This window comes from Streptomyces sp. NPDC012835 (assembly GCF_042900885.1).
In the GTDB taxonomy this organism is placed as follows: Bacteria; Actinomycetota; Actinomycetes; order Streptomycetales; family Streptomycetaceae; genus Streptomyces.
The window spans coordinates 1,026,455-1,047,481 of sequence record NZ_JBIBBW010000001.1; the positions used below are offsets into that span (position 1 = coordinate 1,026,455).

Annotated in this window: 15 protein-coding genes and 1 pseudogene; 4 read left to right on the forward strand and 12 right to left on the reverse strand. The window is 73.2% G+C overall.

What is annotated here, in order from left to right; all coding sequences use genetic code 11:
• Nucleotides 1–41: 41 nt before the first annotated feature.
• The 4 genes and pseudogenes from ACFY6S_RS04405 to ACFY6S_RS04420 all read right to left on the reverse strand — a co-directional run.
• Nucleotides 42–956: a LysR family transcriptional regulator gene (locus tag ACFY6S_RS04405; RefSeq protein WP_388822673.1), complete on the reverse strand. Its 915-nt coding sequence runs from the start codon at nucleotides 954–956 to the stop codon at nucleotides 42–44.
• An 82-nt stretch (nucleotides 957–1,038) separates the two neighbouring features.
• Entirely contained in the window at nucleotides 1,039–2,274 is a 1,236-nt protein-coding gene (locus tag ACFY6S_RS04410) for a glycine C-acetyltransferase (protein WP_388822675.1), read from the reverse strand.
• A gap of 23 nt (nucleotides 2,275–2,297) precedes the next feature.
• Complete coding sequence (tdh, locus tag ACFY6S_RS04415) at nucleotides 2,298–3,326, reverse strand: L-threonine 3-dehydrogenase (RefSeq protein ID WP_388822677.1); 1,029 nt, start codon at nucleotides 3,324–3,326, stop codon at nucleotides 2,298–2,300.
• A 552-nt stretch (nucleotides 3,327–3,878) separates the two neighbouring features.
• Nucleotides 3,879–4,865: pseudogene (locus ACFY6S_RS04420) on the reverse strand (hypothetical protein); the annotation flags it as partial.
• Between the two features lie 249 nt (nucleotides 4,866–5,114).
• Here ACFY6S_RS04420 and ACFY6S_RS04425 point away from each other — a divergent pair.
• Both ACFY6S_RS04425 and ACFY6S_RS04430 read left to right on the forward strand, forming a co-directional pair.
• Entirely contained in the window at nucleotides 5,115–5,732 is a 618-nt protein-coding gene (locus ACFY6S_RS04425; protein ID WP_388822679.1) for a TetR/AcrR family transcriptional regulator, read from the forward strand.
• Between the two features lie 642 nt (nucleotides 5,733–6,374).
• The gene (locus ACFY6S_RS04430) at nucleotides 6,375–7,457 is read left to right on the forward strand and encodes a hypothetical protein (RefSeq protein WP_388822681.1); all 1,083 of its coding nucleotides are present in this window, start codon (nucleotides 6,375–6,377) and stop codon (nucleotides 7,455–7,457) included.
• A gap of 77 nt (nucleotides 7,458–7,534) precedes the next feature.
• Here the strand turns inward: ACFY6S_RS04430 and ACFY6S_RS04435 are convergent, their stop codons facing one another.
• From ACFY6S_RS04435 to ACFY6S_RS04455, 5 genes are all read right to left on the reverse strand, one after another.
• Nucleotides 7,535–9,163 (reverse strand): cytochrome P450, encoded by a 1,629-nt coding sequence (locus tag ACFY6S_RS04435; protein WP_388822683.1) that lies wholly within the window; start codon nucleotides 9,161–9,163, stop codon nucleotides 7,535–7,537.
• Nucleotides 9,164–9,289: 126 nt separating this feature from the next.
• A complete protein-coding gene (locus ACFY6S_RS04440) occupies nucleotides 9,290–9,904 on the reverse strand; it encodes an ATP/GTP-binding protein (protein WP_388822685.1) in 615 nt (204 codons plus the stop codon).
• Nucleotides 9,885–10,256 carry a DUF742 domain-containing protein gene (locus ACFY6S_RS04445; protein ID WP_388822941.1) on the reverse strand — a complete coding sequence of 124 codons (372 nt, stop codon included), beginning with the start codon at nucleotides 10,254–10,256 and terminating at the stop codon, nucleotides 9,885–9,887. The genes ACFY6S_RS04440 and ACFY6S_RS04445 overlap by 20 nt, the downstream gene beginning before the upstream one ends.
• Nucleotides 10,256–10,663, reverse strand: a complete 408-nt coding sequence (locus ACFY6S_RS04450; protein ID WP_388822687.1) for a roadblock/LC7 domain-containing protein — start codon at nucleotides 10,661–10,663, stop codon at nucleotides 10,256–10,258. Before ACFY6S_RS04450 ends, ACFY6S_RS04445 begins: the two co-directional genes overlap by 1 nt.
• On the reverse strand, nucleotides 10,660–12,378 hold the full coding sequence (locus ACFY6S_RS04455; RefSeq protein WP_388822689.1) for an ATP-binding protein: 1,719 nt from the start codon (nucleotides 12,376–12,378) through the stop codon (nucleotides 10,660–10,662). Before ACFY6S_RS04455 ends, ACFY6S_RS04450 begins: the two co-directional genes overlap by 4 nt.
• A 684-nt stretch (nucleotides 12,379–13,062) precedes the next feature.
• Between ACFY6S_RS04455 and ACFY6S_RS04460 the strand changes: the two genes are divergently transcribed.
• Both ACFY6S_RS04460 and ACFY6S_RS04465 read left to right on the forward strand, forming a co-directional pair.
• Nucleotides 13,063–13,953 carry a helix-turn-helix transcriptional regulator gene (locus ACFY6S_RS04460; RefSeq protein ID WP_388822691.1) on the forward strand — a complete coding sequence of 297 codons (891 nt, stop codon included), beginning with the start codon at nucleotides 13,063–13,065 and terminating at the stop codon, nucleotides 13,951–13,953.
• A 230-nt stretch (nucleotides 13,954–14,183) separates the two neighbouring features.
• Entirely contained in the window at nucleotides 14,184–15,551 is a 1,368-nt protein-coding gene (locus ACFY6S_RS04465) for a D-alanyl-D-alanine carboxypeptidase family protein (protein ID WP_388822693.1), read from the forward strand.
• On the opposite strand, the gene ACFY6S_RS04470 is transcribed toward ACFY6S_RS04465, so the two are convergent.
• From ACFY6S_RS04470 to ACFY6S_RS04480, 3 genes are all read right to left on the reverse strand, one after another.
• The gene (locus tag ACFY6S_RS04470) at nucleotides 15,529–16,371 is read right to left on the reverse strand and encodes a pentapeptide repeat-containing protein (RefSeq protein ID WP_388822695.1); all 843 of its coding nucleotides are present in this window, start codon (nucleotides 16,369–16,371) and stop codon (nucleotides 15,529–15,531) included. The two genes, ACFY6S_RS04465 and ACFY6S_RS04470, sit on opposite strands and share 23 nt — an antisense overlap.
• 190 nt (nucleotides 16,372–16,561) lie before the next feature.
• Nucleotides 16,562–19,330 (reverse strand): AAA family ATPase, encoded by a 2,769-nt coding sequence (locus tag ACFY6S_RS04475; protein WP_388822697.1) that lies wholly within the window; start codon nucleotides 19,328–19,330, stop codon nucleotides 16,562–16,564.
• Between the two features lie 46 nt (nucleotides 19,331–19,376).
• Complete coding sequence (locus ACFY6S_RS04480) at nucleotides 19,377–20,849, reverse strand: M14 family zinc carboxypeptidase (RefSeq protein WP_388822699.1); 1,473 nt, start codon at nucleotides 20,847–20,849, stop codon at nucleotides 19,377–19,379.
• Nucleotides 20,850–21,027: the final 178 nt, after the last annotated feature.

The following is a 21,027-nucleotide window of genomic DNA, read 5'->3' on the forward strand; positions in this document are numbered from 1 at the left end:
GCACGGCGGGACGGGCGGGACGCGCCTCCGGCCGCGCCCCGTCAGCCCGTTCTGAGTCCGCCCGCCGCCAGCGACAGCGCGTCGAGCAGCGGGCGGATCAGCGGGTGGTCCTCGGCGCCCCTGCGGACCGCGGCGAAGACCCGGCGGGTGGCGGCCGGGCCCGCCACCGGCCGTACGGCCGTCCCCTTCAGCTCCATCCCGCGCAGCGCCGAACGCGGGACCAGCGCCACCCCGGCGCCCGCGCCCGCGAGGGCGACGACCGCGCGGAAGTCGTCCGAGGAGTGCGTCAGCCTCGGCTGGAAGCCGGCCAGTTCGCAGGCCAGCTGGATCACGTCGTGGCAGGGGTTGCCCGGGTACGGGCCGATCCAGTCGCTGTCGGCCAGCTCGGCGAGCGCCACCCGCTCCGCGAGGCCGAGCGGATGCGCCGCGGGCAGGACCACGTCGAACGGCTCCGCGTAGAGCGGCACGCGGGAGAGCCGGGGGTCGTCCTCGCGCGGCGCGCCCCGGTACTCGACCGCGAGGGCCAGGTCCGCCTGGCCGCCGAGCACCAGCGGCAGGCTCTCGTCGCCCTCGGCGTCCCGTACCCGTACCCGGATGCCGGGGTGCCCTCCGGCGAGTCCCTCGATGGCCGGGGCCAGTACCTCGGCGATGCCGGTGGCGAACGCGGCGACCGTGACCTCGCCCGCCGAGCCGCCCGCGTAGGCCGCGAGTTCGGCCTCGGCGCGCTCCAGTTGGGCGAGGACCTCATGGGTGTGGCCGAGCAGGATGTCCCCGGCCGCCGTCAGCCGCACGCCCCGGCCGCTGCGGGTCAGCAGTGCGTGGCCGGTCTCCTGCTCCAGGGCGGCGAGCTGCTGGGAGACGGCCGAGGGGGTGAGATAGAGCGCGGCCGCCGCGGCGGTCACCGTACGGTGGTCCGCCACGGCCCGCAGGACACGCAGCCGCCGGGGATCGATCACGCGGGCCATCCTGCCAGGCCGGGGAGGTATCGACCGTATCGGCCCGGTTGGCCCCCGTCTCCGCCCCGGCCGGCCCCCGTCGTCAGCCCGCCGTCGGCAGGCTCTCCCGTTCCAGCGCCGTACGCGCGTCGACGAAGGCCGCGACGGCCCGGCGCACGTCGGCCGTCGAATGCGCGGCGGACAGCTGCACCCTGATCCGCGCGCGGTCCATCGGCACGACCGGGTACGAGAATCCGATCACGTACACCCCGCGCTCCAGCAGCAGCTCCGCCATCCGGCCCGCCAGCGCCGCGTCACCGATCATGACCGGGGCGATGGGGTGGTCGCCGGGCAGGATCTCGAAGCCCGCCTCCGTCATCTCCCCGCGGAACAGCGCGGTGTTGGCGTTCAGCCGGTCCCGCAGCTCCCCCGCGCCCTCCAGCAGATCGAGGACCTTGATCGACGCGGCGGCGATGACCGGCGCGAGCGAGTTGGAGAAGAGGTAGGGGCGGGAGCGCTGCCGCAGCAGGGCGACGATCTCGGCGCGGGCCGCGACATAGCCGCCGGAGGCGCCGCCGAGCGCCTTGCCGAGGGTGCCGGTGACGATGTCGACCCGGTCCATGACGCCGTGCAGCTCGGGGGTGCCGCGACCGCCCGGGCCGACGAAGCCGACCGCGTGCGAGTCGTCGACCATCACCAGCGCGTCGTACCGGTCGGCGAGGTCGCAGATCGCGTCGAGCGGTGCGACATAGCCGTCCATGGAGAACACGCCGTCCGTGACGATCAGCCGCCGTCCGGCGTCGGCCGACTCCTTGAGCCGCAACTCCAGTTCGGCCAGGTCGCGGTTGGCGTAGCGCAGCCGGCGGGCCTTGGAGAGCCGGATGCCGTCGATGATGCTGGCGTGGTTGAGCGCGTCGGAGATGACGGCGTCCTCGGGGCCGAGGAGGGTCTCGAAGACTCCGCCGTTGGCGTCGAAGCAGGAGGAGTAGAGGATCGTGTCCTCCTGGCCGAGGAAGGCCGACAGCCGCTGCTCCAGCTCCTTGTGGATCTCCTGGGTGCCGCAGATGAACCGTACGGAGGCCATGCCGTAGCCCCACCGGTCGAGGGCGTCCTTGGCGGCGGTGACGACCTCGGGGTGGTCGGCCAGACCGAGGTAGTTGTTGGCGCAGAAGTTGAGGACGGCGCCCTCGTCGCTCCCGCCCTCGCCCGGTCCGGCGGCGGCGGTGACGGCGACGGAGGCGCTCTGCGGGGTGGAGATCACGCGCTCGGGCTTGAAGAGACCGGCGGCGCGGATCTCGTCGAGCGTGGCGGACAGTTCGTCCCGGACGGACCCGTACATGGGGGCTCCTTCTTTCTTGGTGGTCAGACTGTCCAGTCGAGGATGATCTTGCCGCTGCGGGCGGTCGCCGCCTCGTCGAACGCCTTGTCGAAGTCCTGGTAGCCGTAGCTGCCGGTGATGACCGGCGTGAGGTCGAGGCCGCCTTCGAGCAGCACCGTCATCGCGTACCAGGTCTCGAACATCTCGCGCCCGTAGATCCCCTTGACCGTGATCATGGAGGTGACGATCTTCGACCAGTCGACGGCGAATTCCTCGGCGGGCAGCCCGAGCATGGCGATCCGGCCGCCGTGCGTCATGTTGGCGACCATGTCGCGCATGGCCTCGGGGCGGCCGGACATCTCCAGGCCGATGTCGAAGCCCTCCTTGAGGCCGAGCACCCGCTGGGCCTCGGAGATGTCGGTGCCGGAGACGTCGAGGGCGAGGGTGGCGCCGGCCTTGCGGGCCAGCTCCAGGCGGTACGGGCTGACGTCGGTGATCACGACGTTGCGCGCGCCGGCGTGCCGGGCGACGGCCGCGGCCATGATGCCGATCGGGCCCGCGCCGGTGATCAGCACGTCCTCGCCGACGAGCGGGAAGGAGAGGGCGGTGTGGACGGCGTTGCCGAACGGGTCGAAGATCGCGGCGACATCGAGGGCCACCTGCGCCCGGTGCACCCAGACGTTGCTGGCGGGCAGGGCCACGTACTCGGCGAAGGCGCCGTCACGGCCGACGCCGAGGCCGACGGTGCTGCGGCACAGATGGCGGCGCCCGGCCAGACAGTTGCGACAGGTGCCGCAGACGAGATGCCCCTCGCCGCTGACGAGATCACCGACGGCGACATCCCGCACGGCGGCGCCGACCGAGACGACCTCGCCGGCGAACTCGTGGCCGAGGACGCGCGGGGTGGTGACCGCCTTGCGGGCCCAGCCGTCCCAGGAGCGGATGTGCAGATCGGTGCCGCAGATGCCGGTGCGGAGCACCTTGATCAGGACGTCGCCGGGGCCGGTGCGCGGCTCCGGCACGTCCATGAGCCACAGCCCGGGTTCGGCCCGATGTTTGACAAGTGCCTTCATGGACGGCGGCTCCCGCGGTGGTGGTGCTGAACGGCGACGGTCGTCCGCGCGGTGGGCACCGCTCGTGCGTGATCACCGCTCCGTGGTCGTGCACCAATGTGCCGAGCCCGGGGGTGTTCGGTCCATCGAGGATTTCTTAACCGGGGCAACAGCTCAGCTTCACACGCGCCGTGTTCGGGTGCCTCGGCCCGCACGCTTCGGGGTACGCGCGGGCCGGATCTACCGGTACGTGCACGGGTCGCGCCGGTGGACGCGGCGCAGCCGCAGGCGCCGGCCGCGTTCCTGGAGCGCCCGTACCCGGGAGCCCGCGCGGCGGGCGGGCCGCTCCGCGACGAGTTGCCCCAGCGCGGGGAGCACGCCGGGGACCGCGCCCGGCTCCGTGCCGGTCTCCGGCACCGGGGCGGGCCGCTCCGCGACGAGTTGCCCCAGCGCGGGGAGCACGCCGGGGACCGCGCCCGGCTCCGTGCCGGTCTCCGGCACCGGGGCGGGCCGCCCGCCCGTGCGCCGGGGGAGGCGCGGCAGCCGGGAACGCTGCCCGACGAGGCCGGCGGGGGCGGCCCGCACAGGTCCGGGGGCCGGGCTCCGGGGCTGAGCCCTGAGCCGCGCGGAGGCCGGCGCGGGGGTCCGTGCCCATGTCGCCGGAACCACCGTCGCCACCGGCTCGTACGGCTCGACCGACGTCCGGGGCACGGGTACCGGTACGGGTACGGGCAGAACGGCGGCCCGCGTCAGCAGCACCACACCGCGCGCCGCGAGCACCGCGCCCACCAGCGCCGCCACGATCCCCGCGGCGCCGCCCCGGAGGCGCTCGCCGAGGAGCGCCAGGCCGATGACGGAGGCGGCGACCGGGTTGGCGAGGGTGAGGACCGCGAGCGGCGCCCCCAGGCCGCCGCGGTACGCCGTCTGGGAGAGCAGCAGACCGCCCGAGGCGAAGGCCGCGACCACCAGCGCCACCGCCGCGACCTGCCACCACGGCAGCGCGCCCGCGCCACGGGCCGTCGCGGCGACCGTGACGGTCTGGGTGAGGGCGGATGCGACGCCCGAGGTGATCCCGGAGGCCGCCGCGTGCCGCAGTCCGGGACGGGCTCCTGGCCTGGTCAGGACCGCGACCAGGGCCAGCGCCAGTCCCGCGACGGCGAGCGCCTGCGCCAGTGTGAGCGTCGCGCCCGGGACCGTACCGGCGGCGGTCAGCAGGATGACGCCGAGCCCCACCAGCGTGTACGCGGTGCCGCGCCACTCGCCCCTGCCGACCCGGCGCCCGGCCCGGTGCGCGCCCAGGGGCACGGCGGCGACCAGCGTCAGCGCGCCGAGCGGCTGGACGACCGTGAGCGGCCCGTACGTCAGCGCCACGACGTGCAGCAGCGCGCCCCCCGCGTTCAGTCCGACCGCTCCCCACCAGGCGCCGCGCCCGAGCAGGGTGAGCGAAGGGGTACCGGGCACGGTGCGGGCGGCGAGGCGTTCCTGCGCCACGGCGGCCGAGGCGTACGCGAAGGCCGAGACCAGCGAGAGGACCACGGCGACCGCTGTCGCGCCGTTCACCGCGCCGCTCCCGGGCCGGGTGCGGCGCCGGCCGGCGCGGTGCGTGTCCGCCGCGCCCCTACGTGTCCGGCGGGCCCCGTGCGGGCGTTGATGTTCACCACCCGACCCCTTCGCATGGTCGCCACGGCGCGCGGGGCGGGGTGGCGTTACGGCGACGCGCCCTGGACCGCGTCCTTATCGATACGCAAGTGTACCGATACGATTGAGTATCGGTACACTTGCGTATCGGTACACTGGCGTATCGATGCCATGAGGGGCAGGGAGACGATGACGCTGCAACGCCGCTCCAAGATCACGCCGGAACGCGAGCAGGAGTTCTACCGGGCAGCTCTCGATCTCCTCCGGGAGGGCGGCTACGACGCGCTCACCATGGAAGGCGTCGCGGCACGCTCCCGCTGCGGCAAGTCCACGCTCTACCGGCAGTGGGGCACCAAGCCGCAGCTGGTCGCCGCCGCGCTGCGGGGCACGAGGTGTTTCCGGCTGGCGGATGTCGACACCGGAACGCTGGAGGGCGATCTGCGTGCCGTGGCCCGGTCGGCGGCGGCGTTCTCGGGGCGCGACGTCCCGCTGATGCGGGCGCTCAGCCAGGCCGCCTTCCAGCATCCGGAGTTGCAGAAAGCGCTGCGCGAGGCTGTCATCGACCCGGAGATCGCGGCGATCAACACGATGGTCGGGCGGGCGGTGGAGCGGGGCGAGATCGCGGCGGACAACCCCGCTGCGGAGTTCGTCGCGGTCCAGCTGACCGGCATTCTGCGCGCCCGTCCGACGCTGGAGGGCCGCCACGCCGACGAGGCGTATCTCAACCGCTTCCTCGACGCCTCGATCCTCCCCTCCCTGGGGCTGAGCCGTACGGCCGCCCCTCTCTAGACGGGCGGCCCGTCGTCCGAGCGGATGACGACGGACCGCCCGCGCCGCACCGTGGGGACGGGCGCGGCGCGCCGACAGGCCGGTGGCCCTCCCATGAGGGGCCCACCGGCCTGTCGCACATCGCGGCCCGGAACCGGCCGGCGCCGCTCGCACGGTCCGGGCGGCCCCGGCGTTCCTCCACGGAGCCGACTGTTCCGACCGATCCGGTCCCTCGCGGCGATCTGGCCGCGCGGTCACGCGCGGATCTCACATAACGTACGCACAGAGGCTCTCCGCGTATCCATCAATTGACGTAGTCGTACTGAACCAGCCCCCTGCCGCGCCCCGGGTGCGCGGTATACGAGCCGTGACGAAAACGCGGCCCGGTCGGGCGGAGGCGATGCGCGGACCACGGCAGGTGAGGGGGCGCGGCGGAGGCGGCGGAGCAATGAGGGAGCGCGTGTTGGGGATGTGCCCCGACGGAACGGAGGTGACCGGAGTTGGCCGAGCTAGCTCACAATCAGTCAATTCAAGCCAGCAGATGTCAAGTTGCCTCGTTATTGACGATTCGACCTGGCCATATACGCTCCCCGAACGGCACCGTTCCCTGTCCCCCGCACCTTTCCCCCCGCACCGTATTCCCGCCGCACCAGGAGGCCGATCATGTCCTGCGTCTCGGAACAGCGCTTGGTCCAGCAGCTCCCGGCTGTGCCGTTCTACTGCCCTGTCCCGCCCGCGCGGCACCGATCCGTCGAGGAACTCAATGAGCAGACCGTACGGTGGATGCTCCAACAGCGGCTCGACACGGACGAACAGCAGCTCAAACGGCTCGCCGTGTGCGACTTCGGCGGGCTGACCGCCTCGACCATGCCTTACGGGCGGCTCGAACCGCTCACCCTGATGGCGAAGTTCCACGCCGTGCTCTTCTCGCTGGACGACGGGGTGTGCGACGAGTCCGAGGCCACCGCGGACCTGCTCGCCCAGGAGACCTCGCGGATCATGCGCGCCGTGGAGTCGCCGGAAGCGGGCTCGCGCGACGACTCGCCGCACACGGCGGCGCTGCGCCGGCTCCGGGTGGAGCTGGAGCGGCACGCCTCGCCGCGCCAGGTGCGCCGGATGACGGACGCCATGCGCGTCTACACCTCGGGGCTGGTGTGGGAGGCGTCCTGGCGCCGGCGGTCCGAACTTCCCTCGCTGGACGACTACGTCACCCTGTGGATGCGGGCCATCGGCATGGCGCCGTCCACCGCGATGATCGAGATCGTCGGTGGTTTCACGGTCGCCGACGAGGATCTCCAGGACCCCCGGGTCCGGGCCCTCACCGAGATCACCTGGACCCTCGTCAGCTGGGACAACGACCTCTACTCCCGCAACAAGGAGCTGGAGCGGGCCGACGACAACCTGAACCTGATCGATGTGGTCTGTCAGGAACAGGAGTGCGAGCCCCAAGGCGCGCTCGTCCGGGTCGTGACCATGCGGGACCGCGTCATGGTGCTCTTCGACCGGCTGTCCGCGCAGGTCCTCGACGGCGCGAGCGAGGAACTGCGCCGGTACGTGAGCGGACTCGGCCAGTTCATCAGGGGCCATCTGGACTGGGCGTCGTCCTGCCCCCGTTACGCCGTGCCGTCCGGGCCGAAGGCCACCCCCGGCGGCTGGTGGAAGCCGCAGCCGGCCGACGACAGCCTGGAGCCGCTCCCGATTCCCGCCATCGCCTGGTGGTGGGATCAGCTGGAGCCGGCACGCTGACCCGCCCCGCACGGCGGGCCGCCGGGGTCCGGTCCTGGCCAGCGCCGGACCGGGCCCCGGGCCGCGCCGCCGCGCCGTCAGTCCCCGTTCCACCAGCGGGACAGCGCCTGCCACGCGCGCTGCGGCCCGCTGTCCGTGCGCTGCTCCGGGATCGAGGTGGCGGTGCCCGGGGCGTCGGGGGCGTCGGCCGTGGCGGTGGCGGCCGGGGCCGCTTCGGTGGCGGTTCCCCCGGCGCTCGGCGTCGATGACGGCGCGGACCGGGGGCGGGGCGACTCCACCTGCCACTGCGGCCGGTTCACGGCGGCCGTGGGGCTCGGGTGGCCGGTGATGTCCTGCGGGGGCCGCGGCGCGAACGTCGCCGGTAGTTCCATCAGTTGATGGGACATCAGCTGGCCCGAGTAGCGCAGCTCGCGCTCGTCCACGGCGAGCTGGAGATCCGGCAGCCGCATCAGCAGCGCGTCGATGCCGGTGTCGGCGATGGCACGGCCGATGTCCTGCCCCGGGCACTCGTGGGGCCCCCCGCTGAAGGCGAGGTGGGCGCGGTTGCCCTGCATATGGGCGTCGAGATCGGGTCGTACCACCGGGTCCACATTGGCCGCTGCGATTCCCACGATCAGCGCGTCGCCCGCCTTGATGCGCTGGCCGCCCAGCTCGGTGTCACCGACCGCCCAGCGGCCGAGGATCGTGGTGAAGGGCGGCTCGTCCCAGAGGGTCTGCTCCACCGCCTCCGGCAGGGTCATGTGGCCGCCGCTCAACTGGGCCCGGAACCGCGGATCGGTGAGCACCATGCGCAGCGCGTTGGCGATGAGGTTGACGGTGGTCTCGTACGCCGCGATGAGCACCAGCCGCAGATGCTGACTGACCTCGTCGTCGGTCAGCCCGGCCTTGTGCTCCACCAGCCAGGTCGCGAAGTCCTCCTCGGGCACGGCCCTGCGGCGTTTCACCAGCCGGATCAGGGCCGCCATCACATAGGCGTTGGACTCGTTGGCGGTCGCGGTGCCCTTGATCATGTCGCGGGCGGCCTGCACCAGCCGTTCGTTGTACTCCTCCGGCATTCCGATGATCTGCGCCATCACCATCATCGGCAGGTGCTCGGCGAACCGGCCGACCAGATCCGTCCTGCCGTCCTGGCAGAAGTCGTTCACCAGACGGTTGCTGTAGCGGTTGATGTAACGCCGCACGCCCCGGTGGTCGATGCGCGCGATCGAGTCGGTGACCGCGCCCCGCAGCCGCTCGTGGTCGGCGCCGTCGGCGAACACACAGATCGGCTGCCAGGTGAAGATGGGGGCCAGGGGGTGGTCGGGGGGCACGGTTCCGTCGTGCAGCGCGCGCCAGCGCCGGGAGTCGCGCGAGAACTGCGAGGGCGTGCGCGTCATGTGCAGGTTCTCGCTGTGCCCCAGCACCAGCCAGGCGGGCACATCGCCCTGGAGCAGTACGGGTGCCACGGAACCGTGCTCGGCGCGCAGCTTCTCGTACAGCCCCACCGGGTCGTTCTCCGCCTCGGGACCGTACAGCCGCCGCAGCCCGCCCGGGGCCGGGGAGCCGGGTCCGCCGGTCGGGGCGGTCGGGGCGGTCGCGCCCGGGGCCGTACCGTTCAGGCCGCTCAGGGCGCTCATGTCGTGGGGGCTCAGGCCGTGGGCCGGGCAGCCCGGCGGCGGGGCCGCGTGGTCGTCCGGTCCGGGCCGGTGGGAGAAGGGGGTGTTCACGGTCGCTCCAGGGATGGGGCCGGAAAGGAAGAGAGAAGGAGGGGACGGGGCAGGGGCACGGGCCTGCGGACAGGGAGGGGGCGCGGGTACGGGTACGGGCGCCCCCGCGCCACCGCACGCGCGCCGTCAGCGCGACTGCGCGGCCAGCGAGTGCAGATAGCCCATCAGGGTGAGCAGCACATCCCGGCTCGACGCCCGCTGCCGCGCGTCGCAGTCGACCATCGGAACCGCGTCCGGCAGGTCGAGGGCCTTGCGCAGCGCTTCGACGGGGTGGTGCGGGGCGTCCGGGAAGGTGTTGACGGCGACGACGAACGGTACGCCGCGCTCCTCCAGCCGGCCGATCACGTCGAAGCTGACTTGGAGGCGGCGGGTGTCGACCAGTACCACGGCTCCCAGCGCGCCCTCGAACAGGCCGTTCCACAGGAACCAGAAACGTTCCTGACCGGGGGTGCCGAAGAGGTAGAGCACCAGCTGTTCGGTGATGCTGATGCGGCCGAAGTCCATGGCGACGGTGGTGGCGGTCTTGGACTCGACACCGGAGTTGTCGTCCACCCCCACCCCGGCCTGGGTCATGGTCTCCTCGGTGGTGAGCGGACGGATCTCACTGACCGAGCCCACCATGGTCGTCTTGCCGACCCCGAATCCGCCCACGATCACGATCTTCACGGCGGAGGTGGCCGTGGTGGGCAGAATGTCCTCGCTTCTGGGACCGGTGATCGTGTCAGAGCTTCTGAAGTCCATGCATCACCGCTTCGAGGAGGGACCTGTCGGGAAGTGCGGCGCGCACGATGGGCGCGCGTGACTCGACCAGTTCGGTCACGAGGAGTTCGGTCAGCAGCGCGGTCACCACGCTGAAGGGAAGGCTGAGATAGGCCGACAGCTCGGCCACGGACAGCGGCGCCCCGCAGAGCCGCAGGATGGTGGCCTGCTCCGGCGGGACCATGGGGGACGGGGCCACCCGCGCCACGATCATGGTGACCAGATCGAGGGAGGCGCGCTCGGCGCCGTCGGGGCCGCCGGTGATCACGTACAGCCGCTCGGGGTCCGAGACGTCGGCGTCCGGCCGCCGGCGTTCCCGCTGGGGAGGGTTGATCATCCGGTCGGCCCGTCGTGACGGGGCGGGCTCGTCAGATGGGCTCCGATCCGCACGACCATGTCCCGCATGCGGGCACCCACCAGCCCGGCGTCCACCGTGTCGTCGGCGAGGACCGCGAGGTAGGCGCCCGCACCGGCTTCCATCAGATAGAAGAAGCCTCCCCCGATCTCGATCACGACGAGCCGCATGCGGCCGTCGCTGCGGGGGATCTCGACGGCCACGGCGGCGGCCAGGCTCTGGAGCCCGGCGCAGGCCGCCGCGAGCCGGTCGGCCGCGTCCGGGTCCCCGCCGTGCCGGGCGATCCGCAGGCCGTCCGCCGAGAGCACCACGATCTGATGGATCTGCGGCACCCCGTCGGCCAGTTCCTTGAGCATCCAGTCCATGTTCGCCCGCTGCTGGATCACTTCAGATCTCCCTTGCCCCACACATCGTCGGATTCGCCGCGGTCACCTGGCAGGTCCGGCGGCTGTGCTGTCCCGGCCGACGGCTCCTGGGGGGTGCCGTTGACCGCCTTCGTGAACGCTTCGAGCCAGATACCGGGGCCCGGCTTCCGCTCCGCCGTGCCCTCCTGACCCGCGCCGTCGCCGTGGGCACCGCCGCCGGCGCCGTGGCTGCCGCCGCTGTCGGGCCGCCGGGCCGGGCCGCCGCCGAAGGCGTCCGCCGGGGCGGACCCGCCGGCGCCGCCGGGGGCGGCGGTACGGTCGGCCGCGCGGGCGTTGTTCACCAGGCCCAGATTGTGCGACCCGAGCGGGGCGCGGCCGCGGCTGCGCCGCTGCGGCAGCCCGTTTTCCGTCCACTCGGTCACCACGGGAATGTCGTCCTCCATGGCCGGGGCCACGAACGGGGCCGTCGGCCGGGGGCCTGTGACCGGCCGCGGCGGGCGGTTGGCGGGCCGGAGCACGTCCGTGGTGGGCAGGTCGTTGGTGCTGCCCTTGGGACCCGCCGCGGCGCCGATGCCATGGGCGACACCGGGCGCGGGCCCGGTGGTCATCACATCGCGCGGCACGATGAGTACGGCGCGCACCCCGCCGTACGCCGACTGCCGCAGCGAGACCTGGAGGTTGTACATCCGGCAGAGCCGGCCGACCACGGCCATGCCGAGCCTGGGGGTCTCGCCGAGGTCGTTGAGGTCCATGCCCGCCTGAGCCTGGGCCAGCATGCGCTCGGCCCTGGCCCGCGCCTCCTCGCTGAGGCTGACGCCGCCGTCCTCGATCTCGATGGCGATGCCGGTCTGCACCTCGACCGCGGTGACATGCACGCGGGTCTGCGGCGGCGAGTAGCGGGTGGCGTTGTCGAGGAGTTCGGCGCAGGCGTGGATGAGCGGTTCGACGGCGGTGCCGATGATGGCGACCTTGGCGATCGAGTGCAGATCGACGCGCTGGTACTCCAGAATCCGGGACATCGCGCCCCGCAGCACGCTGAACAGCGGTACGGGCTTGGGCCATTGGCGGCCGGGACGGGCCTTGCCGAGTACGGCGACGCTGTCCGCGAGCCGGCCGATCAGCGCCGTGCCGTGGTCGATGCGCAACAGGTCGTCGAAGACCTCGGGATTGCGGCCGTGGGCCTCCTCCATCTCCCGGAGTTCGCTGGCCTGTTGGTACACGATCGACTGCACGCGCCGGGCGATGTTCACGAAGGAGCGCTGCGCGGACTCGCGCATGGCGTCCTCGTCGTCGACGATCTGGAGCACCGACTTGAGCAACGAGCGCTGCGCGTCGGGCAGTTCGCGATACCGCGCGTCGCCGTCCACGACGGCGCGCATCACCTCCATGGGCGATTCGCCCTGCCGGAGCCGGTGGATCGCGGCCGGCATCAGCTCCTTGCCGAGCCGGACGGTCTCCTCGTCGTGCTCGGCGAGCCGGTGTTCCAGCGCCGCGACCCGGTCGGCGTGCTGCTCCCGCAGGGCGATGACGGCCGCCCGGCGACGCGACAACTCGCGTGCGCACCAGGCGAACAGACCGATCGCGACCACGCCGTACAGCGCGAGTGGTATGCGCGCGGCTTCCGGCACGAGCGCCACCGACGCCGCCGTGGCGCCCGCCGTCAGGACGACGGGGAGCACGAGCGCGCGCACGGCGGCGGGCGCTTGATCATTCGGGGGTGCTTCAACACGAACCATGTAAGCCCTCTGGCGATCGATTCAGGTCGGGTAATTCGAACAATCAAGGAACCTGGGAACAAGTGCCTTATTACGTATCAACTCGGCGCACTCTGCCAGAGCTTAGCCCGCCCCACACGCCACTTCGGCATATTCGCGCAACCTCCTGCACGGGCCACACCATCGGGCATACACTCGCGCGTTTGCACGCAGTGCTGCCGCCGCGGCACCGCGCGTGACGACTTCCGTACGAGCGGCGAACATCCGGCCGGGAAACGCGACAAGGGTCTCCCCCGGCGGTAACCGCCTCCGGAGGGACGGGAGATGCGGTCAGGCGGGTGCGTCCGCCGCGAGGGGAGGGAGGAGTTCCTTGACGATCGCGGGCGATTCGCACGGCCGGGCGGGGGTCAGCGGATACGGGGTCGGCGCTTTCGGCGCGGCTCCCGGCCGCACCGGACCACTGCCCGGCGTCCTTGCCCCGGCACCCTTGCCCCGGCACCCGGCCCCGGCGCTCCTGACCCGGCGCCTCGCGCCACGGCGGGCACCACCGGCACCGGACGGCGCGAGCGCGTCACGGCCCGGCGGCTCAGGAGCACGCGCCGGGAAGGGCGGAACGCGTGGCAGCGGGCCCGGTACGGGCCGTCGACATCGGAAGGTACTGGGCGGTATCAGGCGAATCACGCCGTACACACCGATACTGACTCCATGACCCGACACGGAGAGCTGGGCACGGCCCTGCACCGCTGGCGTGACCGGATCGCACCGGCCGAGGCCGGGCTGCCCGCCGACGAGTCCGGCCGCGCCGCGGGACTGCGGCTGCCGGAGCTGGCCCAGCTCACCGGGCTGTCCGTGGATTATCTGGGCCGGCTGGAGGAGGGACGGGCCACCTCCCCGTCGGTCCAGGTGCTCACCTCGCTGGCGCGGGCCCTGCGGCTCTCCGACGACGAACGCAGACATCTCTTCCTCCTGGCCGGGCAGTCCCCCCCGGCCGTGGGGCGGGTGCCGGATCTCGTCCCGCCGAGCGTGCGCCGACTGCTCGGCCGGCTCCCCGTGACCCCGGTCGGCGTCCACGACGCCTCCTGGAACCTGATCACCTGGAATCCGCTGTGGGCCGCGCTCGTCGGTGATCCGGCGGAGATCGCCCCCCGGGCCCGCAACGCGGCCTGGCACCACTTCACCGGCCAGCCCAGCCGGATCTCGTACACCCCGGAGCAGGAGGCGCGCTTCGAGGCCGCCCTCGTCGCCGACCTGCGGGCCGCGACGGTCCACTACCCCACCGATGTACGGCTGCGCTTCCTGATCGGCGAGCTGCGGCGGGTGAGCCAGCGGTTCGGAGGGCTGTGGAACTCCCGGATCGCCGGGTCGCACGACAGCGGCGTGCGAACCTTCCACCACCCGGACGTCGGCCCCCTGACGCTCGACTGCGACACCTTCACCGTGCCGGGCTGCGATCTGCGTGTGGTCGCCCACTCGGCCGTCCCCGGCACCGAGGCGGCCAAGACGCTGAAGCTGCTGGACGTGCTCGGTGCCGAGGGCACCGCCATGACGGGCGGGTCCTCCCCTGCCGCCGAGCCGGCCCCGGCCGCCGACCGCTGACTGCCGCTGACTGCCGCTGACTGCCGCTGACGGACAACCGCCGACCGGGTACGTGCGTACCGGCCGCGCCGGAGAACCGGGTGCGCCGGAGAACCGGCCGCGCCGGAGAACCGGGTGCGCCGGAAATCACCCGAACGGGTGTGGACCGCCGCCGGAACCGGTCGGACGGCGATACATCCGGTCGGCTCACGCGAGGGGCGCGGGGGACGGTCTCTTCCTACCGTGGCCGAATGATCATCAGATCCGTGACGCGCTCCGCGCTCTCCGGCACGGTGGCCTTCGCCACCGGCCTGCTGGTCCTGCTGCCCATGGCCGCCCCGGCCGCCGCGGACGCCGGAACCGATCCGGTCGTACGGGCACCGGGGCTGCCCGGCGCCCCGGTGATCGCGGTCGCGGGGGCCTCGCCGCCCGCCTCACCCGCCCCCGGCGCCCCGCCGGCCCCCGCCGCCCCCGTCGACAGCTCCCTGCTCCACCGGCCGGGGACCCAGATCCGGCCCGCGCGGGGCGCGCCGGCGCTGCCCGACGATGTGTCCGCGCTGTCCTGGCTGGTCGCGGACGCCCGCACGGGCGAGGTGCTCGCCGCCCACAACGCGCACCTCGAACTCCCGCCCGCGAGCACCCTGAAGACGCTCTTCGCCGTCACGGCCCTGCCCCGTCTGCCCCGGCACGCCCGGCACACCGTCAGCGAATCGGAGCTGGACGACATCGGACCGGGCAGCAGTCTGGTGGGCGTCGTACCGGGTCAGTCGTACGAGGTGGCCGACCTGTGGCGAGGGGTCTTCCTCAGCTCGGGCAACGACGCGGTGCGCGCGCTCGCCGCGATGAACGGCGGCTGGGACGCGACGGTGGCCCAGATGCGCGAGAAGGCCAAGCTGCTGGGCGCGCTGGACACCCATGTCGTCTCCCCCGACGGCTACGACGCGCCGGGTCAGGTGACCTCCGCCTACGATCTGGCGGTCTTCGCGCGTACGGGGCTGGCCTCGCCGGACTTCGTCCGGTACAGCTCGACCGTCGACGCGCAGTTCCCCGGTGACGGCGGCGGCACGTTCGGCATCATCAACACCAACCGGCTGCTGAGCGGCGAAGACGGGGTCGCACCCTATCCGGGGCTGATCGGCGTCAAGAACGGCTACACGTCCGACGCGGGCAACACGCTGGTCGCGGCGGCCCGGCAGGGCGGCCGGACCCTGCTGGTGACGGTGATGAACCCGCAGGCGGGCGGCGGTTACGCGGTCTACGAGGAGGCGCGGTCACTGCTGGACTGGGGCTTCGCGGCCCGGCACCGGGTCTCCCCCGTGGGATCGCTCCAGCCACCCACGCCGCCGCTGCCCCCGCTGCCCCCCGTGTCGCCGGGGGAGATCGCGCCCGCGGGTGCGGAGAAGGGGCCCGTCGCGCGGGCGCTGCGCACGGCGCCCGCGGGGTCGGCGGCGCCGGCCGCGAACGTCGCGCAGGCGGAGGCGGCGAGCGGCGGGGAGGACAGGGAGTCCTCGCCCGTGCTTCCGGCCGTGCTCATCGGCGGCGCCTGCCTCGCCGCCGCCGGGCTCTTTCTCGTACGGCGGTCGGGGCGGGCCGGCTCTACCAGTGGCCCGGCCGACTGAGCGACGGCGGGATGCTGGTGGCCGCGTCCCCCTTGGCCGCGTTCAGCTGGGGCTGGAGGAGGAAGAAGGCACCCGTCAGATCGGCGCCGCGCAGATCCGCGTCCCGGAGGTCGGCGCCGATCAGATCGGCCTGGCGCAGGTCGGCGCCGCGCAGATCCGCCGCGATCAGATACGCCCCGCGCAGATCGGCGCCGCGCAGGTCCGCGCCCCTGAGCCGCGCGCCGAAGAGGTCGGCGCCCCGGTGGTTCTTCCGCTTGCCCTTGCCGCGCACCTGGGCACGCACCAGCTCGCTCGCGCGCAGCAGCAGGGGGTTGACGGTCGCGCGGTGCGCCGCCATATCCAGCTCCAGCAGCGCCTCGGGGCCGGTCAGGGTCAGGCGTTCGGTCTCGTCGAGGGCGTGGCGGATCTCCCGGTGCAGGGACCGGGCCGGTTCCAGGGCGAGCGCCTCTCCGAGATAGCCGAGCAGCTCGTGGAGTTGCCGCATCACGGGCAGCGCGGCGAACATCTGCCCGGCGCTCTCCGGGGCCCGGCGCCAGTCCCGGCCGCCGAAGGTGATCTGGGAGACCTTCTGACCGGCGCCGAGGCAGTCGTACACCGTGCAGCCCTGGAAGCCCTGTCCGCGCAGCTCGCGGTGGATGCCGCAGCGGAAGTCGGCGCGCAGATTGCGGCAGGGCTCACCGGCCTTCTTGTCGACGGGGAAGTCCGCCGAGACCGAGAAGGTGAGTGCGACACAGCACAGTCCGAAGCAGTTGTCGCAGTCGGCCCGCAAGGCCGGGGCGGGGACGGTGCCTGGGGCGGTAGGGGCTGGCTGCTCGGGCAAGGGTCCGGTCTCCTGGGACAGCGTGGACGGGCGGGTGGCCAGGCGGCGAGCGTACCTTTCGGCGTGCGGCCGTCCCCGGGCGGCCCGTGGCCGACCGCTCCCCCGCCGGCACCGGTACTGGCGATGGCGGTGGCACTGGCGCTGGCGGTGGCGCTGGCACTGGGCACCGGCGCCGGCACGCGAACGCCGGTCAGCGCTGGGCGTGCCGGGACTCCATCGCGCGGCGGGCCCGGTCGGCCAGGCCGTCCGCGCCACAGCTCTCCGCCAGTTCGAGTCCCCAGCCCAGCTCGGCGGGGAAGCCGGCCGCGATGCCGTACTCGACGCGTGCGACGGCCAGTTCGTACCGGCAGGGCGAGGCTTCGAGGTGGGCGACGGCCTGGGCCAGCAGCTCGACCTTGGCCGGGCCCTCCTTCAGAGCGGCGGCGCCGCACAGGGCGACACCGATGGCGGTGTGCGTACCGAAGCGTTCGGCCCGGTCGCGGGCGTACGAGACAAGCTGGGCGGCGCGCCTCGGTTCGTCCTCCGCGACGGCCCGCGCCAGGTCGAGGGACCACGGTGCCATGACGACGCTGTGCCGGCCCCGCGAGATCAACGCCTCTCCGGTGGCCGTGAGTTCGGCGACCGCCTCATCCCGGCGGCCGAGGGCGAGCAGCAGCCGTCCGCGTACTGAGGGCGCGTCAGGAATGACGATCGAGGACGAGTACGGCGTGGCGAACGCGTAGCGTTCGGCCGCAGCGGCGGCCTCGTCGACATGTCCGCGCGCGAGCAGGGTGTCGATGAGCATGCAGGCCGCGTCCCAGTGCATGGGCAGGCCGTTGCCGACGCGGTCGGCCAGCCGCAGGCTCTCGCGCAGATACATCTCGGCTTCCGCGAGCCGGCCGCGCCTGCGCTGGGTGTATCCGACGAGGGCGTGGGCGAAGGCCAGATGCCCGCCGCTCCAGCCGGAGATCTCGAAGGCGCGCAGCGCCTCGGTGAACAGCGACTCGGCGCGGTCGAGCCGGTCGGCGAAAGCGTAGGAGAGACCGAGCAGGGCCGGCGGTTCGAAGCCCCACGCGGTGTCGGTCCAGCCGACGCCGGCCGGCAGTCCGCCGTCCACCAGGGCCCGTTCGGCGATCTGGACGATCTCCTCGGCGCTCTCGCCCCGCGCCGTGCCGTCGAAGGCGCGCAGCATCAGGAGCACGCGCTCGGTGTTGCCGCGTCCGGCGAGTCCGCTCGCCATCCTGGCCAGCCTGCGCGAGCGGTCGGGTCCGTCGTCCTCGATGGCCTGGACACCCTCCCAGAGGAAGTGTGCGGCCTGGAGCCGCATCCTGGCGGGACCCTCGGGGGTTCTGGCCGCCTCGGCCGCCACCACGTGGGCGGCGTCGCCGGTCTGGTTGTTGTGGGTGAGCGCCTGGGAGAGCCGGAAGACCACGTCCACCCGCAGCGGATCGTCCAGCTGCTGGGTGTCGAGCGCCGCCCGCAGATGGCCGACCGTGGTGGCCGGTGAGGTGAGCAGCGTCGCGCACCCCAGCTCGTACAGCAGTACGGTACGCACGGAGGCCAACGGCGGTTCCAGCAAGGCGCGTTCGAGACAGCGGCGGGCGGCGTCCGGCGCACCCACCGCGAGGTGCTCGGCGGCGGCCTCCCGCAGCTGCTCGACCAGTTCGGGGTCGCCGTCCGGATGTACTTCGAGGAGGTGCGGCGCCGCCGCGGCGGCTCCCCGGCCACTGCGGGAGACCGCCCACGCGGCCAGGCCGTGCATCGCGGCGCGCACCGCGGGCGGGGTCGCGCGGTAGACGGATCCGGCGATCAGCGGGTGGACGAACTCCAGCGGGTCGGTGCCCACGAGGATGCGCGCGGTGCGCAGCCGTTCGGCGCACTCGGCCGCCTCTTCGTGGTCCATGCCCGCCAGGGTGACCGCGAGATCCAGTGAGATGTCGGTGCCGAGGACCGCGGCGGCCCAGGCGAACCGGGTGGTGGCCGTGCCGAGTTCCTCCAGCCGGGCGATCAGACCGGTGCCGCGCGCCGAAGCGCCCAGGGCGCGCAGTTCGCCCGCGCTCTCCTCGACCGGCCGCAGCCCGCTGTCGCTCACCTTGGCGAGCAGTTCCACCGCCTCGTAGGCGTTGCCGCCCGTGACCGCCCACACCTCGCGGCAGAACACGTCGTCCGCGTACTCGCCGAGCGCGCTCCGGGTGAGGGCCGCGGTGGCCTCGCCGGTCAACTCGCGCAGCGTGACGATCAGTCGGGCGTGGGTGCCGAGGATACGCAGATACCGCTCGGTCTCGTCGACGGCCTCTTCCGTGCGGTAGGCCACGACCACCAGGACGGGCAGTCCGCGGCCGGGGCGCCGGGCGAAGGAGGCGAGCCAGGACAGTGTCTCCAGGTCGGCCCACTGCGCGTCGTCCACGATCAGGAGCAGCGGGCCGTGTGTGGTGGCGAGCCGTTCGACCAGGGCGTCGAGACCGTCCCTGACCCCCTGGGGATCGGCGTGCTGCTCGCCGGGAGGTGTTATGCCGAGGGCCGGTCCGACGATGTCGTAGCGGTCCCCGAGCAGTTCCCTGACGTTCACCGTCCCGGCCGCCGGGAGCTCCGGGGCCGCGCGGTCGCCGGGTGCCGCGCCGGCGTCGCTCACGCCGTCCGCGTCACCGAGGTCGCCGGGGCCGGCCGACCGGTCCGGCGGCAGCGGGGGCTGACGCGGAGTCAGGATGGGCCGGAGCAGCTGCTGTACGAGAGCGAACGGGCCGGGCGTGACGGTCTCGCCGCCCCGCGCGGTCCACACCGCGCACCGTCCTTCGGCGAGCCGCCGCACCTCGGTGAGCAGCGCCGTCTTGCCGAGGCCGGCCGCGCCCCGGTAGACGAGGAGGCCGCCGGTGGGCGAGGTGCCGCACAGTGCGTCCACGGCGTTGGCCGCCGCGGCGAGTTCGGGCTCACGCTCCAGCAGTGGGAGGGCGACCGTGTGCTGTGGCCGGTGCACCGGCATCCCGTCCCTTCTCGTGCTTCTCGGATCTTCTCGAACAGTGCGCAGGTCAAGTGTCGAGGGTAGCCCCGCTGAACCCCTGGCGGCCTGGATTCCGCACGATTTTCGCCGTTCGACTGTGCGTCGGCCGTTTGAGGAGTAATGGGGCCGGCGCGGACCGTGCGGCGAGTTCGGCCGTGGCCAGTACCACCCTGAACTGGTGCTCCACCTGGTCGCTGACGGGTATCCAGCGGACGCGGCAGTCGGCCTCGAAGGCTTCGCACCCCTCGGTGAGGAAACGTTGCAGCTCGACGCGTACCTCGGGGGCGGGCCCCTGTGCGACCCGGTGTCCCGAAGCGCCTTCGCCGCCGTCGTCGAGTATCTGGTGCAGCAGCCCCGCCGAGCGCAGCATGAGCCGGCGCGCGGCGATCCGCAGCGCCGTGACGCGCGCGCGGTTCATCGGCGGCAGCGTGCCGGACGCGCCGAGGGCCACGTCGGGTGACCATTCCTGCGCCAGGTCCGCCGAAGCGGCCAGATATTCACCGACCGGGGTCAGCAGCGGGGCCGCGCTGTCCGGGAGCCCGGGGCGCACGCGCTCCAGCAGGCCGGACAGATACCGCGTGTCCCGCGCGAGCGTACGGCTGACGGTCTCCAGGGCGGCGTACGGGTCGGGGTGGCCGGAGGCGTCGGCGACCACGTCGGCCGCCCACATCGGGGACTCGATGACCGCGGTCACGGTCCCGTACCGGCGCGGATGCGACCAGGTGGAGTCGACCGTGACGGCGGGCAGCGCGGCGAACCGGTCCGTCTCCTGGGGGCACGGCATGTCGAAGACGCCCGGTCCTGGACTCGGCCAGAAGAAGGCGTCGTACGGTCCGCGCTCCACCGGAATGCCGAGGTCGCGGGCGGATTCGGTGAGTCTGCCGGAAAGGCCGGGCAGGCCGCTGGTCAGCCGCACGAAGGCGCCTCCCACGTCCACACCGTGCAGCGAACACTGGAGATACGGGCGCAGCTCGTCCTGGAGACCGAGCAGCGCGGTCGTCTCCGGAAGCGCGACCGCGCCGGGTTCGGTGGGCAGCCACTCGGGCTGTTCGGAGAAACCGGGGCGGTAGAAGTTGCTGAAGTGGTGGGAGAGGGTCATCGGCCCCTTGATCCACCGCTCGTTGCGGCGGGCGCCGTCGGGGTCGGCGCACAGGACGAAGTGCCAGGTCGTGTCGGCGGGCCCGCACCAGCGGCCCGGCGCGGGCGGCCGGGGAATCCCGCACAGATAGCGGGCCAGCCGCAGCGCCGTGACACCGCCGACCGGTTCATTGGCGTGCGGCCCGGCCACCACGAGTATGTCGCGGCTGCCCCGGCCGACGGAGAGCAGCCGGATCGGCTCACCGGAACGGGAGGATCCGATCCGGCGCAGGACGACCTGGTCGGGACGGGCAGCGACCAACGCCTCGGCCCGCAGGGTCAGTTCGTCGATGTCGAGATAGCGGCCCGGCATGGTGACCGGCTCAGGGACCGGTCGCGGGGCCGTCGGTCTTCGCTGTTCCACCCATGACCGGCTCCTTCGGCGTAGCGGCGCAGGGCTCCCCCGACCGAGCGTGGCGACTGATGCTCCATCACCAGGTGCGCACACGTCAACACCCCGCGCGAGGAGCGGTGCGGGACCGGTCGCGCACGACCGGTCCCGCTCGCCGGTCTCCTCGGTTCGGTACCGGGCGTCGGAGCGG

Excerpts from the sequence above, each read along its gene's own strand:
- ACFY6S_RS04440 (WP_388822685.1), bottom strand. The coding sequence starts at position 9,904 with ATGGACTTCAGAAGCTCTGACACGATCACCGGTCCCAGAAGCGAGGAC.
- ACFY6S_RS04425 (WP_388822679.1), top strand. The coding sequence starts at position 5,115 with ATGAGGGGCAGGGAGACGATGACGCTGCAACGCCGCTCCAAGATCACG.
- ACFY6S_RS04410 (WP_388822675.1), bottom strand. The coding sequence starts at position 2,274 with ATGTACGGGTCCGTCCGGGACGAACTGTCCGCCACGCTCGACGAGATC.
- ACFY6S_RS04455 (WP_388822689.1), bottom strand. The coding sequence starts at position 12,378 with ATGGTTCGTGTTGAAGCACCCCCGAATGATCAAGCGCCCGCCGCCGTG.
- ACFY6S_RS04465 (WP_388822693.1), top strand. The coding sequence starts at position 14,184 with ATGATCATCAGATCCGTGACGCGCTCCGCGCTCTCCGGCACGGTGGCC.
- ACFY6S_RS04460 (WP_388822691.1), top strand. The coding sequence starts at position 13,063 with ATGACCCGACACGGAGAGCTGGGCACGGCCCTGCACCGCTGGCGTGAC.
- tdh (WP_388822677.1), bottom strand. The coding sequence starts at position 3,326 with ATGAAGGCACTTGTCAAACATCGGGCCGAACCCGGGCTGTGGCTCATG.
- ACFY6S_RS04430 (WP_388822681.1), top strand. The coding sequence starts at position 6,375 with ATGTCCTGCGTCTCGGAACAGCGCTTGGTCCAGCAGCTCCCGGCTGTG.
- ACFY6S_RS04475 (WP_388822697.1), bottom strand. The coding sequence starts at position 19,330 with ATGCCGGTGCACCGGCCACAGCACACGGTCGCCCTCCCACTGCTGGAG.